A 21,511-nucleotide genomic window follows, 5' to 3' on the forward strand; every position below is an offset into this window, starting at 1 on the left:
GGGGAAACACCTCCAGAATAAACCTCAAATACCATTGAGCACGGAACCTGTCGACGCGCAGCACGGAGCCAAGCGGCGGCTCCACCGGCCCCCTATAGGCGCACCGCAATCCCCCGTGCCGCCAAATACTCCTTGACCTCGCGGATCGAGTACTCCCCGAAGTGGAAGATCGAGGCGGCCAGGGCCGCGTCCGCACCTCCTTCGGTCAGGCCCTCGGCGATGTGCTCGAGCGTGCCCACCCCGCCCGACGCGATCACCGGGATACGCACGGCATCGGCGACCGCCCTGGTCAGCAGCAGATCGTACCCGTCCTTCGTGCCGTCACGGTCCATGCTGGTGAGCAGGATTTCACCGGCTCCCAGCGACTCCACCCGGCGCGCCCATTCCACCGCATCCAGTCCGGTCGGCGTACGACCCCCGTGGATGTATACCTCCCATTTACCGGAACCGGTCTGTTTGGCGTCGATCGCCGCGACGATGCACTGGGTGCCGAACTTCTCGGCGGCTTCGGCGATCAGTCCCGGGTTCTTTACGGCGGCAGTGTTTATTGAAACCTTGTCCGCGCCCGCCTTCAGGATTGCCCGGATGTCCTCGACGGTCCGGATCCCACCCCCCACGGCGAACGGGATGAACACCTGCTCGGCCGTCCGGCGCACCATGTCGAGCACGATGTCCCGCCCCTCGGCCGAGGCGGTGATATCCAGGAACACCACCTCGTCGGCGCCCTCCCGGTCGTAGACGGCGGCCAGTTCCACCGGATCGCCGGCGTCCCGCAGGTTCACAAAGTTGACGCCCTTAACCACGCGGCCCCGGTTCACATCGAGGCAGGGAATGATCCTCTTGGCCAACATTATCCTTCTCCTTCCGCTCAAGAGCCAAGGCTTCGGCCAGGGTGATCGTGCCGGCGTACAGCGCCTTGCCGATGATCACGCTGTCCACGCCCAGGTGCTCCAGTTTTTTAAGGGCCCGGAGGTCCTCCAGCCGGGAGACCCCGCCCGAGGCAATGACTTTCAGTTCGGTATGCGCCGCCACACGCGCGATCTCTTCCAGGTTGGGGCCCTCAAGGGTGCCGTCCCGTTTCACATCGGTGAACACCACCCGCCGCACGCCCCGCCGGACTAACTCTTCCAGGAACGGCAGAACATCCGTTGCGGCCGTCTGCTCCCAGCCCTGCACGCAGACCCGGCCGTCCCGGCAGTCGACGCCCACCACGATCCGCTCCCCGTAGGCGGCCACCACCGCGTCCAGGAACTCCGGGTTAGTCAGGGCGGCGGTGCCCAGGATCACCCGGTCAACTCCGTGTTCCAAGTAGCACTTGACGTTCTCCGGGTTACGGATGCCGCCGCCCACCTGTACCGGGATGTTAACGCTTTTGACGATGTCCAGCACCACCCCGCTGTTCTGCGGCTTGCCCGTGAACGCCCCGTCGAGGTCCACCACGTGCAGCCGACGGGCGCCCTGCTCCTCCCAGGTCCGGGCCACAGCCACCGGGTCGGTGCTGTAAACCGTCTCCTGGTCCGCGCGCCCCTGAAAAAGCCGTACACAACGGCCCCCGCGCAGGTCTACCGCCGGGATGATCAGCATTATTCAATCATCCTTCCAAAGTTCCGCAGGACCTGAAGCCCCAGGGAACTGCTCTTCTCCGGGTGGAACTGGATGCCGAATACCTTGTCCCGGCTCACCACCGAGGCGAACCGCACGCCGTATTCAGTCTCTCCCAACACGATTCCGGGGTCGGCGGGCGCCACGTAGTAGGAATGCACGAAGTAGAAACGGCTGCCGTCCGGAATCCCGTCGAACAGGGGCGGGGAACCGCGGAAAAACACCTGGTTCCAACCCATGTGCGGCACCTTCACTTCCGCGGGCAGCCGCCGCACCCGGCCCGGGAAAACCCCGAGGCCGGGCGTTGGGCCCCACTCCTCACCGGCCTCGAACAAGAGCTGCTGCCCCAGGCAGATGCCCAGGAAGGGCTTGCCCGCGGACACCGCCCGCAAAATCGCCTTATCCATCCCGGCCGCACGGAGGTTCGCCATCGCGTCCGCGAACGCGCCGACGCCGGGGAGCACCACCCCGGCCGCCCGGTCCACCTCCCGCGGGTCGGCCGTGATTACGGCCGCCCAGCCGGCCGTTTCCAGGCCTTTCAAAGCGCTCATCAGGTTCCCGGTACCGTAGTCGATAACCGCAATATACTTGTCAGTCACTTTATTAGTTGATAACCCCCTTGGTCGAGGGGACCCCACGTTGGGCATTAATCCGTGCCGCCGACCCCAATGCCACGCCCAGGCCCTTAAAGACCGCCTCAATTATGTGGTGGGTGTTCGCCCCGGCCAGCAGGCGGACGTGCAGGTTGAATCGGCCGTTGTAAGCCAGGGCCCGCAGAAATTCCTCCACCAGTTCGGTGTCGAACCGGCCGACCTGGGGGGAGGGCATCGGCACATCAAAGGCCAGGTACCCCCGGCCGCTGAGGTCGACGGCCACCAGGGCCAGGGCGTCGTCCATCGGCACGATCGCGTGCCCGAACCGTCCGATCCCGGCTTTATCCCCCAACGCCTTCACCAGGGCCTCACCCAGACAGATCCCCACGTCCTCCACCGTGTGGTGGTCGTCGACATCCAGGTCGCCGCGCGCCCGGATCTGCAGGTCAAACCCGCTGAACTTGGCCGTCAGGGCCAGCATGTGCTCCAGGAAGGGCACCCCGGTGTCCAGGGCGTATTCCCCGGTCCCGTCCACCTGCAGCTGCACCCGGATCTCGGTCTCCCTGGTTTGTCTGCGCACTTCCGCCTTTCTGATCAGCATCCGAAAACCCTCGCTTTCGATTTTCGCCATCGGCCCTGAAAGGCCCTTTTTACTGGTTTCCGCCAGCCGGTGGTCACTACCCGGTCCGCAGCACGTCAGCCAACCGGTTGCAAAAAATCAGGTTCTCCTCGGGCCGGCCGACCGACACCCGCAGGCAGCTCGGCAGGTCCGGACGGTCCAGCAGGCGCACCAGCACACCCCGCTGCAAAAGCCCGCTGAACACCTGCTGGGCGCGCATCTCGGTCCGGAACAGCAGGAAATTCGCCCGGGACGGGTAGACGGTAAGCCCCGGCAGGTAACGCATCGCCGCGAACAGCTCGTCCCGCGACCGGCAGATCTGCCGGACACGGCGCTCGAACAGCGGTTGCCATTCCAGCACCCGGATGGCGGCCTGTTGGGTGAAGGCGTTCACGTTAAAGGGCTGCTGGACGCGTTGGATGATCCCAGTCACCTCCGGTCCGGCCAGCATATAGCCCAGCCGGAGCCCGGCCAAGCCGAACGCCTTGGAAAAGGTGCGTAAGAGCACCAGCTGCGGGTATTTGTCCAGTAGGGACACGGCCGTTTCGCCGCAGAACTCGTAGTAGGCTTCGTCTAGCACCACCACCGCCCTGGTGTGCTTAAGGATTTTCTCCGTCACCTCCAAAGGGGTGGTGTTCCCGGTCGGGTTGTTCGGAGAACACAGCACCACCATTTTCACTCCGGGCCGGGTGGCGGCCTCGATCACGGCGTCCGGGTCCACGCTGAAATCGGCCTTGCGGGGCAGGGCCACCGGCTCGGCCCCCGCGATGACCGCGTGAATCTCATACATCGTGAATGTCGGCGTGCAGATCACCACCTTGCCCCCGGCGGCGAAGGCCAGCATCAGGTCCAGGATCAGCTCGTCCGATCCGTTGCCGACCGTGATCCGGTTTCGGTCCACGCCGGTGTACCGGGACAGGGACTCCCGCAGTTGCAGCGCCGACGGGTCCGGATAGCGCCCGAAGGTTTGTCCACCTATGGTGCTTAAGACCTCTTCCAGGACTTGCTCGGGAAAGTCATAGTTGTTCTCGTTGGCGTCCAGCTTGATCATCCCAGGGTATACCGGGACGTGGTAGGGCTGCAAGTCCAATAGTTCCGAACGCACCAGTTCATTTATGGAACGCATGCCCTCATTCCCCCCGTTCCCCGAGCCTGACCTGGACCGCCAGGGCGTGGGCCGGCAGCCCTTCCACCCCGGCCAGTTCGATGACCTTCGGGCCGAGTTGTTCCAGGCTCCGGCGCGAACAGTGGATCACGTTGATCCGCTTCAAAAAGGTATCCACCCCGAGGCCGGAAAAGAACCGCGCCGTGCCCCCGGTGGGCAGCACGTGGTTCGGCCCGGCGAGATAATCTCCCACCGCCACCGGGGAGTAGGGCCCCAAAAACACCGCGCCGGCATTCTTCACCCGGTCCAGCCAGTGTTCCGGATCGGCCACCATCAACTCCAGGTGTTCCGGAGCAAAACAATTGGCCAGGCCGAAAGCCTCGTCCAGGTCACGGGTGACCACGATCAGGCCGCCGTCCGCGAGGGCCCTGGTCAGAAGCTCCCGCCGCTCCAGCCCGTCCAGGAGGCGGACCACTTCATCACGCACTTTGCCAGCCAACTCCCAGCTCGGCGTAAGCAGCACGGCGCGCGCCAGCACGTCGTGCTCGGCCTGCGCCAGCAGGTCGGCGGCCACGTACACCGGGTCGGCCCCGGCGTCGGCAATGATCAGCACCTCCGAAGGGCCGGCGAGCATGTCGATGTCCACCCGTCCGAACACCTGCTGCTTGGCCACGGTCACGTAGATGTTCCCCGGGCCCGTGATCTTGTCTACCCGGCGGATGCTCGGCGTGCCGTAGGCCAGGGCGGCCACCGCCTGGGCGCCGCCCACCTTGTAGATTTCCTCCACCCCGGCTTCCGTGGCGGCAACCAGGGTGTACGGGTGCATCCCGCCACCCCGCGCCGGGGGAGTCACCATCGCGATCTCCTTCACCCCGGCCACCACCGCCGGAATGGCATTCATCAACACCGAGGACGGGTAGGAAGCCGTGCCGCCGGGCACGTAAATGCCGACCCGGTCCAGGGGCCGCACCAACTGGCCCAGCCAGACACCCTCACCGGTATCAAACCAGGAACGGGGCAACTGCCGGCGATGAAAGGCAAGAATCCGGTCTCGGGCCAGACGGATGGTTTCCAGAAAGCGAGCGTCCACCTCGCGGTAAGCCGATCGCACCTCGTCCTTGGACACCCGCAGGTCGGCGGGCTCAAGTTCCACCCCGTCAAAGCGGGCCGTAAAAGCGCACAGGGCCTGATCACCCTCCACCCGCACCACTTGAATGATCTCGTTCACCCGGAGCACAATCTCGTCCGGCACGACGAATTCGCGGATAAACCCCCTCCGGGCGGCTTCCCCCGCGGCTATCGTCTTGAGCAACACAAAGGCCCCCTTGCTCTTCGATAGCATCATTTTACTATACCCGGGCGTAAAAAGGCGAGAAATTTGTCGTGGCGGCCTGCCTAGCGCAGAAGGTCGAACACACAAAAAAGGGGCCAGGCCCCTTTTTACTATCTTTGACTTTTAGGGAGGGCTTTGCGGCCGATATCCCGCCGGAAATACATCCCCTCAAAGCTGATCAATTCAGCGGCCGCGTAAGCCAGCCGGATGGCCTCCGGAAGCTCGCCGGCCACGGCGGTTACTCCCAGCACCCGGCCCCCAGCGGTTACCAATCGTCCGTCCCGCTCGGCCGTGCCGGCGTGGAAAACAAGCGCCCCGGTGAGTTCGGCGGCCTCCAGCCCCCCAATGACGCACCCCTTGCGGTAATCCCCGGGGTACCCTCCGGAAGCAAGCACGACGCAAACGGCCGCACCCGGACGCCAGGAAAGATCGACTTCGTGCAGGCGGCCCTCGATCACAGCCTCGGCGATATCCACCAGGTCGGTTTCGAGCAGGGCCAACAGGGGTTGGGCTTCCGGGTCACCGAAACGCACGTTGAACTCCAGCACCTTCGGCCCCTCGGCCGTGAGCATCAGCCCGGCGTAGAGCACTCCCCGGTAAGGCGTCCCGCTTTCCCGGAGCGCGCGCACCGTGGGTGCCAGGATCTCTTCGGCTATCCGGGTGTAGATTTCGGGCGTGCACACCGGTGCGGGGGCGTAGGCGCCCATCCCGCCGGTGTTGGGCCCAAGATCACCCTCAAAAACCGGCTTGTGGTCCTGAGCCGGCAGCATGGGACGGATGGTCCGCCCGTCGGTGAACGCCAGGATACTGACCTCCTCACCGGAAAGTCGTTCCTCCACCACCACGCGGTTCCCGGCCGCACCGAAAGCCCGGGCCACCATCACCTCATCCACGGCGGCCAGCGCCTCCTCGACGCCGTCGCACACGATGACCCCCTTGCCGGCGGCCAAACCGTCGGCTTTGACCACGCACGGCCCGTCCAGATGGCGGACGTACTCCCGCGCGGCGGCGGGATCCGCAAAGGTCCGGTGAGCCGCCGTCGGAATCCCGTATGCGGCCATCAGGTCTTTGGCGAAAGCCTTACTGCCCTCAAGCGCCGCCCCCTGCCGGCGAGGCCCGAATACCCTTAAGCCCGCTTCTTCAAACACATCGGCCAGACCGTCCACCAGCGGCGCTTCCGGACCGGCAAACGTCAGGTCGACGCCCCGCTTGCGGGCGAGGTCCAGAAGACCCGGAATGTCACCGGCCGACACCGGAACGCACTCGGCCAGCCGGGCCATCCCCGGATTACCCGGGGCGGCGATGATTTCGCCGACCCGCGGGCTTTTGCTCAATTTCCATACCAGGGCGTGCTCCCGCCCGCCCCCGCCGATTACCAGAATCCTCACTTTGGATCTCCTTTCACCTGGGTCCTGAAAAGAATTCAGAAACCTCACTGCTGTTTGGACAAAGGAACAGCCCCTTTTTTCCCGCCCGTCATACGTACCGCGAAGAGCAAGACTGTCTATGCGGGAAAAGGAGCCCTAACCCCAGTCCCTAACCCGTCCATGTGAAAGTCAGGGAAAGTAAAAAGGGGCCTGGCCCCTTTTTTGTGGGTTTAGTGCTTGAAGTGGCGGACGCCGGTGAACACCATCGCGATCCCCCGGGCGTCCGCAGCTTCGATCGACTCCTGGTCCCGCATCGAGCCTCCTGGCTGGACGATGGCTGTAATGCCCGCCTCGGCCGCCGCGACCACGGTGTCCGCAAACGGGAAAAAGGCGTCGGATGCCAGCACGGCGCCCAGAGCCTTGTCCCCGGCCTGTTCCAGGGCGATCCGCGCCGCTCCGACCCGGTTCATCTGCCCGGCCCCCACGCCGATGAGCGTCTGCTCACGGGTCACCACGATGGCGTTGGACTTGACGTGCTTGACGATCTTGAAAGCGAAATCCATCTCGACAAGTTCTTCAGGTGTGGGTGCGCGCCGGGTCACCACCCGGAAGTTGGTGTAGGGAAAGAGCTGGCGGTCAGCCTGCTGCACCAGAAGGCCCCCGTTCACTTTCCGGACGTCCATCCAGTCCAGGGTGAGCGGGGTCAGGTCTCCAGTTTCGAGCACCCGCAGATTCTTCTTGTCACTCAATACCGCCAGCGCCTCGGGCGTGAACTGCGGGGCGATGACCGCCTCCAGGAAAATCTTGACCATCTCATGCGCCGCCTCTTCGTCCACCGGGCAGTTAAAAGCGACAATTCCGCCGAAGGCGGAAACCTCGTCGGCCGCAAAGGCCCGGCGGTACGCCTCGGCCGGAGACGGGCGGCAGGCCGTTCCACACGGGTTGTTGTGCTTGACGATCACCGCCGCCGGCGTACTGAATTCCCGGACCAGTTCCAGGGCGGCATTCAGGTCGAGGATGTTGTTGTACGAAAGCTCCTTGCCCTGCCGCTGCACGGCGGAAGTCACCGAAGCTCCCCGCCGGCGCGGGTCCTGGTAAAAGGCCGCCTTCTGGTGGGGGTTCTCGCCGTAGCGCAAGAGCTGCTTTCTCTCAAACGGCAGCGCGATTTCCCCCGGGAAGAGGTCCTGTTCCTCCACGAACTCGCCCAGGTAAGCGGCGATCACGGCGTCGTAGTGGGCGGTGTGCGCAAAGGCCTCCCGGGCCAAGGTCAGGCGCATCCGGTCGTCGACCGTTCCCGCCTTGAGGGCGGCCAGCACTTCCGGGTACCGGTCCGGGTTCACGACCACCAGCACGTGACGGTGGTTCTTGGCCGCTGCCCGAAGCATCGCCGGCCCGCCGACGTCGATCTGTTCAACGGCCTCCTCCAGGGTGACGCCCTGCCGGGCGATGGTCTCCTTAAACGGATAGAGGTTGACCACCACCAGGTCCACCGGGCGGATCCCAAACTCGGCCAGTTGCCCCATGTGCTCGGGCGTGCGCCGGGCTAGAATTCCCCCGTGGATGCGGGGGTGCAGCGTCTTTACCCGGCCTCCGAGGATCTCGGGAAACTCGGTGACCTCGGACACTCCAAGCACCCCGAAGCCCATCTCCCGGAGTACCCGGGCCGTGCCCCCGGTGGACACGATCTCCATCCCCAGTTCGGTCAGGCCCTGAGCCAGCTCCAGCAACCCCCGCTTGTCGGAAACACTGATCAGTGCCCGCTGCATTGCCATATAAAAAAGCCTCCTTAAAAAAGATGACTACGGGCAGCGATCCCGCCGCGACCTGGTGAATTTCTCAGGATGAATCCGCACCCGCCGGCCCTCCAGCTCCAGACGCCCCTCCAGGTACAGCTGAATGGCTTCCAGGTAAATGCAGTGTTCCTGCTCCAGAATTCGTTCGGACAGGCTCTCGACCGTATCATCGTGGTGCACGGGCACCACGGCCTGCATAATAATCGGCCCCGCATCCACCGCTTGATCCACAAAGTGCACGGTGCAGCCGGTATAGCGCACGCCGTGCTCCAGGGCCTGCCGCTGGGCTCCGATTCCCGGAAAAGCCGGCAGCAGGGATGGGTGGATGTTCATAACTCGGTTCTTGTAAGCGTTCAGGAAGACCGGGGTCAGAATGCGCATAAACCCGGCCAGGCATACCAGTTCTACCTCGTGCCGCTCCAAAATGGAAATTATCCGGCGCTCCGCACTTTCTCTATCCGGAAAAGCACCATAATCCACAAAAAACTCGGGGATGCCGGCCTGACGGGCCCGTTCCCGGGCTTGAGCTTCGGGCTGGTCAACCACCACCACAGCGACCTGCGCCTCCAGATCGCCCCTTTTGGTGGAATCGATCATCGCCTGCAGGTTGGTGCCCCGGCCTGAAGCCAGCACTCCCAGTCTCAGTTTCATCGCAGGTGACCCCCTCACCCAGTCAAAAGACTTGCGAACCGTCACTGCAAAAGCACCGATCGCGCGGCAATGGGTCAGATAAATTGCAGGCCGGACGCTTACGCCCGGCGGTTCTTCTAAGCCAACTGCACTTCATTTTGACCCCGCACCACCTCCCCGATCAGGAAGGCCGGCTCCCGGTGTTCCCGCAGCGCCGCGATCACCTGGTCGGCCTCAGCCGGCGGCACCACCAGCACGAAGCCGATGCCCATGTTGAACGTCCGGTACATTTCGGATTCCTCGACCCCGCCCAGTTCCTGAATCAGGCTGAAAATGCCCGGCACCGGCCAGGTCCCGCGGCGGAGCCGGACGGCCACGCCCCGGGGCAGGATGCGGGGAATGTTCTCCAGAAGCCCCCCCCCGGTGATGTGGGCCATGCCCCGCACCTTGAACCGCTTCAGCACGGAGAGCACGGGGCGCACGTAGATCCGGGTGGGCACCAGAAGCTCTTCACCCACCGTCCGTCCCAGAGAAGGGAGGTAGTTGTCGATTTCGTAATTCGCCACGTCAAAGAGCACTTTCCGGGCCAGCGAGTAACCGTTGCTGTGCAGCCCGGCGGACGCGCAGCCGATGAGAAGATCCCCGGCACGGATGTCCGCCCCGCTGATCACCCGGCTCCGCTCCACCACGCCCACCACGAAGCCGGCAAGGTCGTATTCATCCGGCGCGTAGAAACCCGGCATCTCGGCCGTCTCTCCGCCGATGAGCGCGCAGCCGGCCTTGCGGCAGCCCCAGGAAACGCCCTCGATGATCGCGGCCACCTTCTCGGGTTCCAGGCGGCCGACGGCGAGGTAGTCCAGGAAAAACAGCGGTTCGGCCCCGTGCACCAGAATGTCGTTCACGCACATAGCCACCAGGTCGATGCCCACGGTGTCGTGGCGGTCCGCCATAAAGGCCACGCGCAGTTTGGTGCCCACTCCGTCGGTTCCGGAAACCAGTACCGGTTCCCGGTACTTTTCGGTGTCCAGCGCAAAAAGGCCGCCGAAACCCCCGATGTCGGTCAAGACTCCGGGTCTGAAGGTCCGGCGGACCGCTTGGCGCATAAGCTCAACGGCCCGGTTCGCGGCCGCGATGTCCACGCCGGCCGCGGCGTAGGTCAGACCCTTGTCATTCCTTTTCATTGAAGACCGCCCACCCAATTAAAGCTTATCACAACTAAAAGCAGAACCGAAGGGGCTGTTTTATTTGTATTTAAAGACTGCACAGCTGCCCCCGCCGTCGACCGGAACCGGGTAGCGGCCGTCGAAACAGGCCGTGCAGAAATTCCGCCCGTAGTCCCCGAACGCCCCCAACAGCCCCTCCAGGCTAAGATAGGCCAAGGTGTCGGCTCCGGTGAACTCCCGGATCTCCTCCACTTCTTTTTCGGCGGCGATCAACTCCTTCCGGTTGGAGGTGTCGATGCCGTAATAGCAGGGGTGGGTGATCGGCGGGGAACTCAAGCGCAGGTGAATCTCGCGCGCCCCCGCTTCCCGCAGCAGCCGCACGATCTTGCCGCTGGTCGTGCCACGCACCAGGGAATCGTCCACCAGGACCACCCGCTTCCCGGCGAGCACCTCCCGGATCGGGTTGAGTTTCAGGCGCACCCCCAGTTCGCGCTGGTTCTGGGAGGGCTGAATGAAGGTCCGGCCGATGTACCGGTTCTTCATCAACCCCTCCTCTAGGGGAATGCCCGAACCGTCCGCATAGCCCCGGGCGGCGGGCGTTCCGGAGTCGGGCACGGGGAGTACGATGTCGGCGTCCGCCGGGCACTCCCGGGCCAACTGCTCGCCCAGTTTCCGGCGGACCCGGTTCACGTTGAAGCCGTCGATGCAGCTGTCCGCCCGGGCAAAATAAATGTATTCGAACACACAGTGCGCCCAGTGTTCCCGCCTGGCGACCTGGATCGAGTTCATTCCGTTTCGGTCCAGGACCACGATCTCACCCGGCGCCACATCCCGGAGGAAACGCGCGCCGATGGTGTCCAGAGCGCAGGATTCGGAAGCGACCACCACGGCGTTCCCCAACTCGCCGAGGCACAAGGGGCGGAAACCGTACGGGTCGCGCACGGCCAGCAACTGGTTTTCCGCCAGGATCACCAGGGAATAGGCACCCCGGATTTCCCGGACACAGTGTGCGAGCGCCTCTTCCAGGTCGCGCCCGCCGCTGCGGGCGATCAGGTTGACGATGACCTCGCTGTCCGTGGTCGTCTGAAACACCGCGCCTTCGGCGGCCAGCTGGCGGCGCAGGCTTTCGGTGTTGGTCAGGTTCCCGTTGTGGGCCAGCCCGATCTGACCGCGCCCGTAATGAAACACCAGGGGTTGGGCGTTAATCGGGTGGCTTGCCCCGGTGGTCGAATAGCGGACGTGCCCAATGGCCAGGTGTCCGCGCAGGTCGTTGATCACCCGGTCGTTGAACACTTCCGGAATCAGGCCCATCCCCTTATGCAGTTCGATGCGCCACCCGTCGGCAACCGCCATCCCCGCGCTTTCCTGCCCGCGGTGTTGGAGGGCGTACAGGCCGTAAAAGGTTAACCGGGCCACATCCAGTCCGGGTCCGTAGATACCGAACACACCGCAGTAGTGCCGCGGTCGGTCTTCGATGTGCAACTCCAACCCACTCCTATCTGATCAGGCGCCTCATTATCTCGGCGTAGGCTTCCTCCACCCCGCCCAGATCACGGCGAAACCGGTCCTTGTCGAGCTTTTTCTTGGTGTCCCGGTCCCACAGCCGGCAGGTGTCGGGAGAAATCTCGTCGGCGAGGACAAGCCGCCCGTCGTCGAGGGTCCGCCCAAATTCCAGCTTAAAGTCCACCAGGTCAATCCCCCGGCCGGCCAGGTACTCCTTCAAAACCTCGTTCACCACCAGCGCCGCCGCCCGCATGGCCTCCACCTCTTCGGGCGCGGCCAGGTTCAGGAGCCGGATGTGGTCGTTGTTGATCAGCGGGTCATGCAGTTCGTCGCTTTTGTAATAGGTCTCCACCACCGGTTGGTCAAGGACCAGGCCTTCCTCCAGCCCCAGGCGCTTGGCCAGGCTGCCGGCGGTGATGTTCCGCACCACGATTTCCAGGGCAATGATCCGCACCGCCCGGACCACCATCTCCCGGTCGCTCACGAGCTCCACGAAATGCGTAGGCACCCCGTGCCGCTCCAGCAACTGGAACAGGTGCGCGGACACCAGGTTGTTCACAACGCCCTTGCCGGCGATCGTGCCCTTCTTCAGGCCGTCGAACGCCGTGGCGTCGTCCTTGTATTCCACCAGGTACAGCCCCGGGTCGGGTGTCCGGTAAATCTTCTTGGCCTTACCCTCATACAAAAACTCGGTCTTTTCCATAGTTGATACTTGTTGATCCTCCATAAATATTCGCGTTGTTTATTCGGACAGCCCGAACCGGCTGTAAACCCGGCCGATCCGCTTGGTAAAATAACCGTAGTCAAACAGCGCGTCCAACTCCTCCGGACCCAAGACCGCCTGCACCCCGGGATCTTCACCCAGCAACTCCCGCAAGGGGCGGCCGGTTTCCCAACAGCGCATGGCGTTGTCCTGGACCAGCGCGTAGGCCGCTTCCCGCGAGAGCCCCTTCTCGATCAGGGCCAAAAGCACCCGCTGGGAAAACACCAGCCCGTGGGTGCGCTCCAGGTTCCGGCGCATGTTGTCCGGATACACCAGGAGGTCGGTCACCACGTCCGTGAACCGGAACACCATATAGTCCAGCACCGTGGTGCTGTCCGGGATCACCACCCGCTCCACCGAGGAATGGGAGATATCCCGCTCGTGCCAGAGGGCCACGTTTTCGAGTCCCACGATCGCGTTCGCCCGCAGGAGCCTGGCAAGACCCGAAATCCGCTCGCACACGATGGGGTTGCGCTTGTGCGGCATCGCCGAAGAGCCCTTTTGCCCAGCCCGGAAAGGCTCCTCCACCTCCCGCAGGTCGGTGCGCTGCAGGTTCCTGATCTCCACCGCGAATTTCTCCAACCCGCTTCCGATCACAGCCAGCGCCGCCAGGAAGGCGGCGTGCCGGTCCCGCTGGATTACCTGGGTGGAGACTTTCTCCGGGGTCAGGCCCAGCCTAGCGCAAACGTACTCCTCCACAAACGGGTCGACCGTCGAGTAGGTGCCCACCGCCCCGGCGAGCTTACCCACGCTGATCTCGGCGATCGCCCGGTCCATTCGCTCCAGCCCGCGCTCCACCTCGGCCGCCCAGAGCAAAAACTTCAAGCCCAACGTAGTCGGTTCGGCATGCACGCCGTGCGTCCGGCCCGGCATCAGGGTGTCCCGGTATGCCTCGGCCTGCCGCAGAAGCACCGCGTGCAGTTTCTCCAGCCGTCTCCGGATCAAAAGGCCGGCTTCGCGCATCCGCACCGCCAACGCCGTGTCCACCACGTCCGACGAAGTCAGCCCCAGGTGCAGGTAGCGGGCCTCCACACCCACGTATTCCCCTACACAGGTTAGAAAAGCAATCACGTCGTGGCGGGTCGTCTTTTCAATCTCCAGGATCCGGGCCACGTCGAAGCGGGCCCGCTCTCGGATCACCCGCACGGCCTCCCGAGGCACCTGACCCAATTCGGCCATAGCCTCGGCCGCCAGCACCTCTATTTCCAGCCACTTGGCGAAGCGGTTTTCGTCCGACCAGATCCGGCCCATTTCCGGCAGGGTATACCGTTCAATCACCGGGGCCGTCTCCCCCCTCCCCGGCATAGGCCACGGCCTGACTACCCATCAGGATTCCAACTAAAGGATCCGCCAAAGCCATCCACCTCCGACTCGTGCTATTTTCATTATAACGTATCCCACGAAGGAATCCCTTACCACCCTCGATTCTCCTCATCCATCCGGCAGAACCGCCCCTCAGGTTACCTCCTGTATACGCTGTGCGGCGCGCCGGGGCGCTGACCGCAGGTCCCCTTGGGAGCATTACTCCCACTCTATGGTTCCCGGTGGCTTGGACGTAATGTCGTACACCACCCGGTTGATGCCTTTCACCTCGTTGACCAGCCGCCGTGACATCGTCTCCAGCACCTCGTACGGCAGCCGCACCCAGTCGGCGGTCATGGCGTCCACGCTTTCCACCGCCCGGATCACAATAGTATAGCCGTAAGTCCGCTCATCCCCCATCACACCCACGCTCCGAATAGGAGGCAGCACGGCGAAGGACTGCCAGACCTGCCGGTACAGCCCGGCCCGCCGGATCTCCTCGTCCACGACCGCGTCGGCCGCGCGCAAGCACTCCAGTTTCTCCCGGGTGACCTCGCCCAGCACGCGCACCGCCAGCCCCGGCCCCGGGAAAGGCTGCCGCCACACGATCTCTTCCGGCAGGCCCAACTCCTCACCGAGCACGCGCACCTCATCCTTGAAAAGCCAACGCAGCGGTTCAATCAGCTTAAAACGGATGTCTTCGGGAAGCCCCCCGACGTTGTGGTGGGTCTTGATCACCGCCCCGGTGGCCGTTCCGCTCTCCACCACGTCCGGGTAGATGGTCCCCTGGACCAGGAAGTCGATCGGGCCGAGCTTGGCCGCTTCCTCCTCAAAGACCCGGATGAACTCCGTCCCGATGATCCGCCGTTTAGCCTCCGGGTCTTCCACCCCGGCCAGGCGGTCCAAAAAGCGGTCCTGGGCTTCCACGTGCACCAGCCGCATCCCGAAGCGGCGCGCGAAGGTCTCCCGTACCTGTTCGGACTCACCCTGCCGCAGCAGGCCGTGATCGACAAACACGCAGGTCAGCCGGTCTCCCACGGCCCGGTGCACCAGCGCCGCCGCCACCGAAGAGTCCACACCCCCGCTCAGGGCGCACAACACCCGGCCGTCACCGACCTCCCGCCGAATCTGGGCGACCGCGTCCTCCAGGAACGAAGACATGGTCCAGTCTCCGCGGCAGCCGCACACCTCGTAAAGAAAACGCTGCAGAATCTGAACACCCCTGGGGGTATGCCGCACCTCGGGGTGAAACTGCAACCCGAACAACTTCCGCACCGGGTCGGCCATCGCCGCGACGGGCGAGTGGGCGGTGCGCGCCGTAACCGCGAAACCCGGGGGCGGCGCGTCCACCCGGTCGCCGTGGCTCATCCAGCACCTTTCACGGTCCTCCAGTCCCCGGAACAAACCGCTCCCGTCCAACACCTCTAGCTCGGTCTTGCCGTATTCCCGCCGCTCCGCCGGTGAGACCGTGCCGCCAAGCTGGCGGGCCATCAGCTGCATGCCGTAGCAGATCCCCAGGATCGGAATCCCGGCGTCGTAAAGCGAAACCGCGCACTGGGGCGCGCCCTCCTGGTAGACGCTCGACGGGCCGCCGGAAAAGACAATCCCCTTCGGCCGCCGGGAGACGATGTCCTCCGCGGGAGTGTGGTAGGGCAGGATTTCGCAATAAACCCGGCACTCTCTGATCCGCCGGGCGATCAGCTGGGTGTACTGCCCGCCGAAATCGAGCACCAGCACAAACTCATCAACGGGTGCCTGCACGGGGGAACCTCCTCCTGAATTCACCATTCCTATTCTGAATTCTGGATTCTGAATTCTGAATTCTTCTTCCCATAGACCTCGGGCTTCAGAACCCAGACGTCGGGCAAGTTGCGGTAGCGCCCGCCGTAGTCCAGCCCATATCCGACCACGAACTCGTCCGGAATCACAAAACCCGGGTAATCGATCGGCACCTCGACCCGCCGCCGGTTGGGCTTGTCCAGCAACACACAGACCCGCAGGCTGGCCGGGTTCCGGGTGCGGAGAGTTTCCAGCAGGTAGTTCAGGGTGAGGCCGGTGTCGACGATGTCCTCGATCAGGAGCACGTCTTGGCCCTCGATGCTCTCATCCAGGTCCTTCAGGATGCGGACCACCCCGGATGAGGAAGAGGAAAGGCCGTAGCTGGCTACGGCCATGAAATCGAAAGAAACGGGTATGGAGATGGCCCGGACCAGGTCGGCCATAAAGATGGTAGAGCCCTTCAGGATGCCAACGGTTAAGAGTTGCTTTCCCGCGTAGTCCCTGGAGATCTTCCAGCCCAACTCGGCGACCTTGGCCTCGATATCCCGCCCCGGGACCAGAATCCGGTCCAGGTCGGAGTGCATGCGTTCATCTCCGTTCACACGCGAAATAACGGGAAAAATCTGGCCTGATTATAACAGGAGAAACGCCCGGATGTCAACGCAACCGGGCGCCGGAAGAAGCAGCGAAGCCGGAATACCGCTCGATGGGCTGTATTCCCACCTCAGGGGAAGCCAACTGCAAGGAGCTATTTTTCTTCCTTATTCCTCGGGCGCAGTATCGGGCGGTTCAATTACGATCTTGCCGTTGTGGTCCCAAAGCTCGATCTCCACCAGCAGCCGCTGGCCCTTGGCACTTTTGCTCTCCGCGGAGACCTGGGCCCTGGTGATCAGGTGGTCGCGGGAGTCGATCCACAGCCGGTAGTCAAAGTCGGTGAACTGCATCTCGAGGAAGGGGTTCATCACCATCGGGCTGAACTCCAGGATTTCGTTGGTCCGGCCGATCCGCCCGTCCCGGCCCTCGTAGAGGATTTCTGGTACATCCTTGAAGTTGAACACGCTCAAGGGGTTGAGTTCGGTAATAAAGAGTTCCGACTGGGCCAGCCGGTTGCCCTTCAGAACCAACCACTTGTCGGTGATCTGGTCCCGCATATAGGTGGTGTCGTCGATCTGGACCAGTTCAATCGGGCTGTTGATCAGGGTGCCCTTGATATAAGTCCGGTCGGGCACGACCGTGGCCCCTTCAACCTTGCTGAAGTAGCGCGGTTCTTCACCCGGGGTCTCAAGGCGGGAGTTGATGCGAAACCGGTAGGATTCGCTGGCCCTGGTTTTTTCCAGGGCTTCGGCCAGCAGCGCCTCCTTCTCCACCCCGGGAGCCGGAATGAAACCTTTCAGCACCCAGAACGCCAGGACCACCACCACCGCCACCGCCAGCAGCAGCCAGAGCCTGCTCCGGGGCATCACCACCCATCGCATCCGGACCCCTCCCCGCCAGAATTGCGCGTTCCCCTGCGTACACTTAGACATAAATACGCGGGGCGGGCAGGGAATATGCCGGGGACGTCCAATAAGCTCCACCTTTATCCACGGGTTGTTTTAAGTTATAATTGAGCCGGGACAATCCCAGCCGCGCAATTTCAATCCGTACGAGGAGGCCCCACAAGTTTGGCCAGAATCCTGCCCATCCGGGGACTGCGCTACAACCCGGCAGTGGTCGAAGACTTGTCCCTGGTCGTCACCCCGCCCTACGACGTGATCGACGAGGAAGCCCAGAACCGCTACTACGAACGTCATCCGCACAACATCATCCGTCTGGAATACAACCGGATCCACCCCGGGGACACCGCGGCCGACAACCGGTACACGCGGGCCGCGGCCACGTTCCGGCAGTGGCGCCGCGAGGGCGTGTTGGTGCGCGAAAAACAGCCGGCCCTCTACCTGTACGAACAGGAATTCAGTCTGCGCGGGCGGACGTTGACCCGACGCGGTTTTTTTTGCGCCCTGTATCTAGAGCCGTACAGCACCGGGACGGTGCGCCCCCACGAGGAGACTATGGCCGGGGCCAAGCAGGACCGCCTGAACCTGTTGCGCGCCTGCCGGGCGAACTTCAGCCCCATTTTCGGACTGTACGCCGAAAAGGAACTGACGGCGGTGCAGACCCTGGTGGAGGCGGCCGCCCCCGAGCCCGCCGTCGATTTCCGTGATGAGCAGGGGCAAACGCACCGGCTCTGGCCGGTCAGCGACCCCCGGGCAATCAACAAGGTGCTGTTCATCCTGGAACAGTACCCCGTGTTTCTGGCCGACGGCCATCACCGGTACGAAACCGCCCTGGCCTACCGTGATGAAATCAGCGCCCCCGGTCTTCACAACTCCGTGCTGATCGTGCTGGTCAGCCTGTACGACCCCGGACTGGTAATCCTCCCCACCCACCGCCTGGTGAAGAGTCCGCGGGGCCTGGAGGCGGCCGCCCTCCTGGCCGCGCTGGAGACCCACTTCGAGGTGCACCCGGTGGAAACGGCCGATTTTAGGGCCTTTATGACCGACCTGGAAGGCCGGCCGCGGTATACTTTTGGGCTTTACACCGGGGCCGGCCGGTTGCACTTCGTAACCCTGAAGCCGGAACTGGATCTGGAGCTCCTGATGCCGGCCGACCGCTCTTCTAACTGGCGGCGGCTGGAGGTGTCCGTCCTGCACCACCTGATCCTGGAGAAGCTCCTGGGCATCGGCGGCGCCGAGCGCGCCCACGGGGACTACCTTAAATACACCCGGGAAGAGGAGGGCGCGCTTTCCCGGGTCGATGCCGGGGAGTACGATTTCGCCTTCTTCCTGAACCCGCCCGGCGTCGAGGAACTGGTGGCCGTGGCCGAGGACGGGGAACGCATGCCCCAGAAGTCCACCTACTTCTACCCGAAGCTCAGCGCCGGGCTCGTGCTGAACGCCTTCGACTGACACCAAATTTTGTTCACAATTGGGAAGGAATCGAAGCCCCGGATGTAGAATTACCGGGCAGTGCCGGCACGAAGCCGCATTCCCGGCGCAAAGCGCCCTACCTCGGACGGCAAGCGAAGCGCAAAACGGATGAACCATGAAGGTTCCGGCCCGCCGAAGCGGGACAGTACTTCGTGGTTTTTGTTTTTTGTTTTCGCTTATGAGTAGTGAAGAACCACGATGTCCACCGGTCGGTCGATTCCAGCGCGCAGTCTTTTCCGCCGGGGGAAAATCACACTCTCTAAGGAGGGTAGGGGTTAGGGATGGGTTATGTGGCAAGCCTCGGCACGAAAAAACCACACTCTTGAGGAGGTAGATAGAAAATGCGCAGCAGAGCGGGTAGGTTGACGGTACTGGCGCTGACCCTGGTGTTCATTCTGGCCTTTGCAAGCCCGGCGGCGGCCCACGAACTGTACTTCTTAAACCCCGAGGAGGGCCGGCAGGGGGAGACGGTGGCGGTCAAACTGTATTGGGGGCACTTCCCCAATGAGCCGGACCCCAAGAGCAATTACTTCGCCCAGGTGCCCGGCGGCCGCCTGTACGTTCTGGCGCCCGACGGGCGGGAAATCGATCTGAAAATCGAGGTGCGGGACGACCATTTCGTTTCCGCTTTCACCCCGGAAACAGGCGGCGACCACCAGGTAGTGTTCGTCCACGACCGGGGGGTACTGGACTGGAAGCACAGCGAACCGCAGGGGATACAGCGTGTGATCACCGCCGCCAAGGGGTTCATCCCGGTGGACGGCGAGCCCGACATCCACGCCTACGACCGCCCGGCGGGGCTGGACCTGGAGCTTATCCCCCTGACGGACATCGGGCACTTCCACGCGGGCAGCGAATTCCGGGGTGAAGTGCGCTACCTGGGAGCGCCCCTGGCCGGCGCGAAAGTCTACGCGGTGGGACCCGCCAAGGCGACGGACTCGCACGACGCGCCCAAAACCATCGAGCTCACCAGCGGGGCCGACGGCGTCATCTCCTTCGTGCCCGATGCCGAAGGCACCTGGATGCTCAAACTGGCGCACTACGACGGCGACCGGCCGGGCGAACTCGACGGCCGGAGCTATGAGGGCGTGCGCTACTCCCTGACCACCTTCTTCCCGGTGCACGGACACGGGGGGCATGCCCACACCGCCGACGCCACGCAGCCTCAAGAAGCGGCGGCTACCGGGGGAATCTCCGGCACGGCCTGGATGTTGGGCGCCGCCGCGGTGCTGGCCGCCGGGGCTGCGGCCTTCCTGCTCCTGGGCCGCAAGAAGACCCGGACCTAACCTCCGAAAAAGGGGCCAGGCTCCTTTTTGGCTAAGGAACATTCCCCCGTTCCATAAAAAAGGGATTCCTTTTAGAGAGGTGTGCAGCAGTGGTGGAACGCAGGGAAAAGAACCGGTGTGTAAACATGGGGTGGAAGGCGCTCGTGCCGGCATTGGTGCTGCTGATGGTCCTGGCCGCTGCCGACCCGGCATGGGCTCACCGCCTGACAATGTATGAGGAAGAACCAGGGGTGCTACGCGTGCACTACGAAGGTGACATCCCGGCCCCGGCGGCCGTGGTGACCCTGTACGATGCCCGAGAAGCGCTGCTCCTGGAGGGGCAGGTGGACGCACAGGGGTACTTTCGCTACGACCACGCGCGATTTCCAGCAGTCAGCGCCGCGGCCGACGACGGTATGGGACACCGGGTCTTCATCCGCCTGGACGCGGGCCCGCCCGCCGAGATTCCTTTAGTTGTCAGGACGGTTTTCGGTTTGTCCCTTTTGCTTTTCGTCCTGTCATTTTTCGGTTACTGGTCACGCCGCAAAAAGAACGCCGCGGCTCCTGGCGACTGAGAAAGTCGTACCCGCGGGCGACGGACCGGAACGGTTTTCCCTCGCCAATCCGCCCTCTCTCTCTCATGGGGTGTCGGCGGCCGAACGACAACAAGGCCGCCGGCCCCCCGCAGCCCTTTGCATTGTCGGACGACGGTCTAGCCCTGCTTGACCACCAGCACCGGTCGGTCCACCGTGCGCACGAATTCCGCGCACGTCCCACCGAGCAGCATTTCGCGCACCCTGCTCAGGCCGTGGGAGCCCATCACCACCAGGGTCACACCCTCTTCCCGCACCGTGCCGGCAAGCCGCACAAAGGGAACGCCTCGCTTTAAGAGTGTGCGCACCCGGTATCCGGCCGCTTCCAGGCTCCGAGCCACCCGCCGTAATTGGGCCGGTGCCTCCTCATACTGCCGCTCTGAGAAGACCGTGAAACGGTCGGCCACGTGAATGACGATCAGTTCCTCCACGGCCTCCCGCAGGTGCTCCGCCAGCCCTAATATATAGTCCCTGGCTTCCAACGAGGCATCCGAGAAGTCGGTGGGCACCATGATCCGGCGGAAAAGGTTCAGGTGGTCCGGGCCGCACGGCGCCTCGTCTCCGGCGCTTCCGGGCCCGCACTTGATCACCAGTACCGGCATTGGAGCGTAACGGAGCACGCGTTCGGACACGCTGCCCAGGACCGCGCCCTTCACCAATCCCCAGCCCTGGGAACCGATCGCGATCAGTTGGGCATCCTCCTCACGAGCGGTGGCGATAATCCCGTCCGCCGCCTTCCCGAACTTCACCACCGGGCGCACCGGGATATTCCACCCGTTGGCCTGTTCGGCGGTCTCGGCCAGGATGGACTCGACCTGGGTCTTAATCCGCGCCAACTGCTGGTCGGAGCCCAGTCCCGACAGCACGTGGGCCAGGTCGTGGGGGTTGATCACGTGCAGCAGCACCACCTCGTCGAACCCCAAGACCTTAAGCGCCGGAATACAGTCCAGCGTCCTCTGGGCACATTCCGAGAAATCGGTGGTTAATACCACTCTCCTGGTCACGAAACCCTCCCCTTCTAAACCGAAAGCATTCCGGGGACAAGTCTGTTTGTTCCATTATATGCATGCCCGGACAGAGCGTCAAAGGGCAAAAGGGTTACGGCTCTTAAGCCGCAACCCGATACAATAAC

Annotated in this window: 20 protein-coding genes; 3 read left to right on the forward strand and 17 right to left on the reverse strand. The window is 63.7% G+C overall.

The genetic code is table 11. The features are described from left to right. Window positions 1-92 precede the first annotated feature (92 nt). The 16 genes from hisF to DAUD_RS08315 form a co-directional block, all read right to left on the reverse strand. Complete coding sequence (gene hisF, locus DAUD_RS08240; RefSeq protein WP_012302705.1) at window positions 93-851, reverse strand: imidazole glycerol phosphate synthase subunit HisF; 759 nt, start codon at window positions 849-851, stop codon at window positions 93-95. Then, window positions 796-1,584: a 1-(5-phosphoribosyl)-5-[(5-phosphoribosylamino)methylideneamino]imidazole-4-carboxamide isomerase gene (gene hisA / locus DAUD_RS08245; RefSeq protein ID WP_012302706.1), complete on the reverse strand. Its 789-nt coding sequence runs from the start codon at window positions 1,582-1,584 to the stop codon at window positions 796-798. The genes hisF and hisA overlap by 56 nt, the downstream gene beginning before the upstream one ends. Next, window positions 1,584-2,201, reverse strand: a complete 618-nt coding sequence (hisH, locus tag DAUD_RS08250; RefSeq protein WP_012302707.1) for an imidazole glycerol phosphate synthase subunit HisH — start codon at window positions 2,199-2,201, stop codon at window positions 1,584-1,586. Before hisH ends, hisA begins: the two co-directional genes overlap by 1 nt. Window positions 2,202-2,205: 4 nt before the next feature. Then, the gene (hisB, locus tag DAUD_RS08255) at window positions 2,206-2,790 is read right to left on the reverse strand and encodes an imidazoleglycerol-phosphate dehydratase HisB (RefSeq protein ID WP_166485245.1); all 585 of its coding nucleotides are present in this window, start codon (window positions 2,788-2,790) and stop codon (window positions 2,206-2,208) included. 82 nt (window positions 2,791-2,872) lie between these two features. Beyond that, entirely contained in the window at window positions 2,873-3,940 is a 1,068-nt protein-coding gene (hisC, locus tag DAUD_RS08260) for a histidinol-phosphate transaminase (RefSeq protein ID WP_012302709.1), read from the reverse strand. Window positions 3,941-3,944: 4 nt separating this feature from the next. Next, window positions 3,945-5,234, reverse strand: a complete 1,290-nt coding sequence (gene hisD, locus DAUD_RS08265) for a histidinol dehydrogenase (protein WP_456298428.1) — start codon at window positions 5,232-5,234, stop codon at window positions 3,945-3,947. Between the two features lie 128 nt (window positions 5,235-5,362). Continuing rightward, a complete protein-coding gene (gene purD, locus DAUD_RS08270) occupies window positions 5,363-6,640 on the reverse strand; it encodes a phosphoribosylamine--glycine ligase (RefSeq protein WP_012302711.1) in 1,278 nt (425 codons plus the stop codon). A 209-nt stretch (window positions 6,641-6,849) separates the two neighbouring features. Next, a complete protein-coding gene (purH, locus tag DAUD_RS08275; protein WP_012302712.1) occupies window positions 6,850-8,391 on the reverse strand; it encodes a bifunctional phosphoribosylaminoimidazolecarboxamide formyltransferase/IMP cyclohydrolase in 1,542 nt (513 codons plus the stop codon). A gap of 27 nt (window positions 8,392-8,418) precedes the next feature. Next, a complete protein-coding gene (gene purN / locus DAUD_RS08280; RefSeq protein WP_012302713.1) occupies window positions 8,419-9,063 on the reverse strand; it encodes a phosphoribosylglycinamide formyltransferase in 645 nt (214 codons plus the stop codon). Between the two features lie 116 nt (window positions 9,064-9,179). Beyond that, complete coding sequence (gene purM / locus DAUD_RS08285) at window positions 9,180-10,202, reverse strand: phosphoribosylformylglycinamidine cyclo-ligase (RefSeq protein WP_456298453.1); 1,023 nt, start codon at window positions 10,200-10,202, stop codon at window positions 9,180-9,182. Window positions 10,203-10,283: 81 nt separating this feature from the next. Further along, on the reverse strand, window positions 10,284-11,693 hold the full coding sequence (gene purF, locus DAUD_RS08290; protein ID WP_012302715.1) for an amidophosphoribosyltransferase: 1,410 nt from the start codon (window positions 11,691-11,693) through the stop codon (window positions 10,284-10,286). Between the two features lie 7 nt (window positions 11,694-11,700). Next, on the reverse strand, window positions 11,701-12,411 hold the full coding sequence (purC, locus tag DAUD_RS08295) for a phosphoribosylaminoimidazolesuccinocarboxamide synthase (protein WP_041570895.1): 711 nt from the start codon (window positions 12,409-12,411) through the stop codon (window positions 11,701-11,703). A gap of 39 nt (window positions 12,412-12,450) precedes the next feature. After that, window positions 12,451-13,749, reverse strand: coding sequence for an adenylosuccinate lyase (gene purB / locus DAUD_RS08300; RefSeq protein WP_012302717.1), 1,299 nt, complete (start codon window positions 13,747-13,749; stop codon window positions 12,451-12,453). A 243-nt stretch (window positions 13,750-13,992) separates the two neighbouring features. After that, entirely contained in the window at window positions 13,993-15,534 is a 1,542-nt protein-coding gene (gene guaA / locus DAUD_RS08305) for a glutamine-hydrolyzing GMP synthase (protein WP_012302718.1), read from the reverse strand. A gap of 29 nt (window positions 15,535-15,563) precedes the next feature. After that, window positions 15,564-16,136 carry a hypoxanthine phosphoribosyltransferase gene (hpt, locus tag DAUD_RS08310; RefSeq protein ID WP_012302719.1) on the reverse strand — a complete coding sequence of 191 codons (573 nt, stop codon included), beginning with the start codon at window positions 16,134-16,136 and terminating at the stop codon, window positions 15,564-15,566. Between the two features lie 177 nt (window positions 16,137-16,313). After that, window positions 16,314-17,027, reverse strand: a complete 714-nt coding sequence (locus DAUD_RS08315) for a hypothetical protein (protein ID WP_012302720.1) — start codon at window positions 17,025-17,027, stop codon at window positions 16,314-16,316. 189 nt (window positions 17,028-17,216) lie between these two features. On the opposite strand from DAUD_RS08315, the gene DAUD_RS08320 reads away from it, so the two are divergent. The 3 genes from DAUD_RS08320 (at window position 17,217) to DAUD_RS08330 (ending at window position 20,361) form a co-directional block, all read left to right on the forward strand. Further along, window positions 17,217-18,500 (forward strand): DUF1015 domain-containing protein, encoded by a 1,284-nt coding sequence (locus DAUD_RS08320; RefSeq protein WP_012302721.1) that lies wholly within the window; start codon window positions 17,217-17,219, stop codon window positions 18,498-18,500. 362 nt (window positions 18,501-18,862) lie between these two features. Then, a complete protein-coding gene (locus DAUD_RS08325; protein WP_012302722.1) occupies window positions 18,863-19,807 on the forward strand; it encodes a DUF4198 domain-containing protein in 945 nt (314 codons plus the stop codon). Between the two features lie 89 nt (window positions 19,808-19,896). Continuing rightward, a complete protein-coding gene (locus DAUD_RS08330) occupies window positions 19,897-20,361 on the forward strand; it encodes a hypothetical protein (protein WP_012302723.1) in 465 nt (154 codons plus the stop codon). A 137-nt stretch (window positions 20,362-20,498) separates the two neighbouring features. Here DAUD_RS08330 and DAUD_RS08335 read toward each other — a convergent pair whose 3' ends face one another. Next, window positions 20,499-21,383, reverse strand: a complete 885-nt coding sequence (locus tag DAUD_RS08335; protein WP_012302724.1) for a universal stress protein — start codon at window positions 21,381-21,383, stop codon at window positions 20,499-20,501. Window positions 21,384-21,511 lie beyond the last annotated feature (128 nt).

The sequence above is a fragment of the Candidatus Desulforudis audaxviator MP104C genome, from assembly GCF_000018425.1.
Taxonomy (GTDB): domain Bacteria; phylum Bacillota; class Desulfotomaculia; order Desulfotomaculales; family Desulforudaceae; genus Desulforudis; species Desulforudis audaxviator.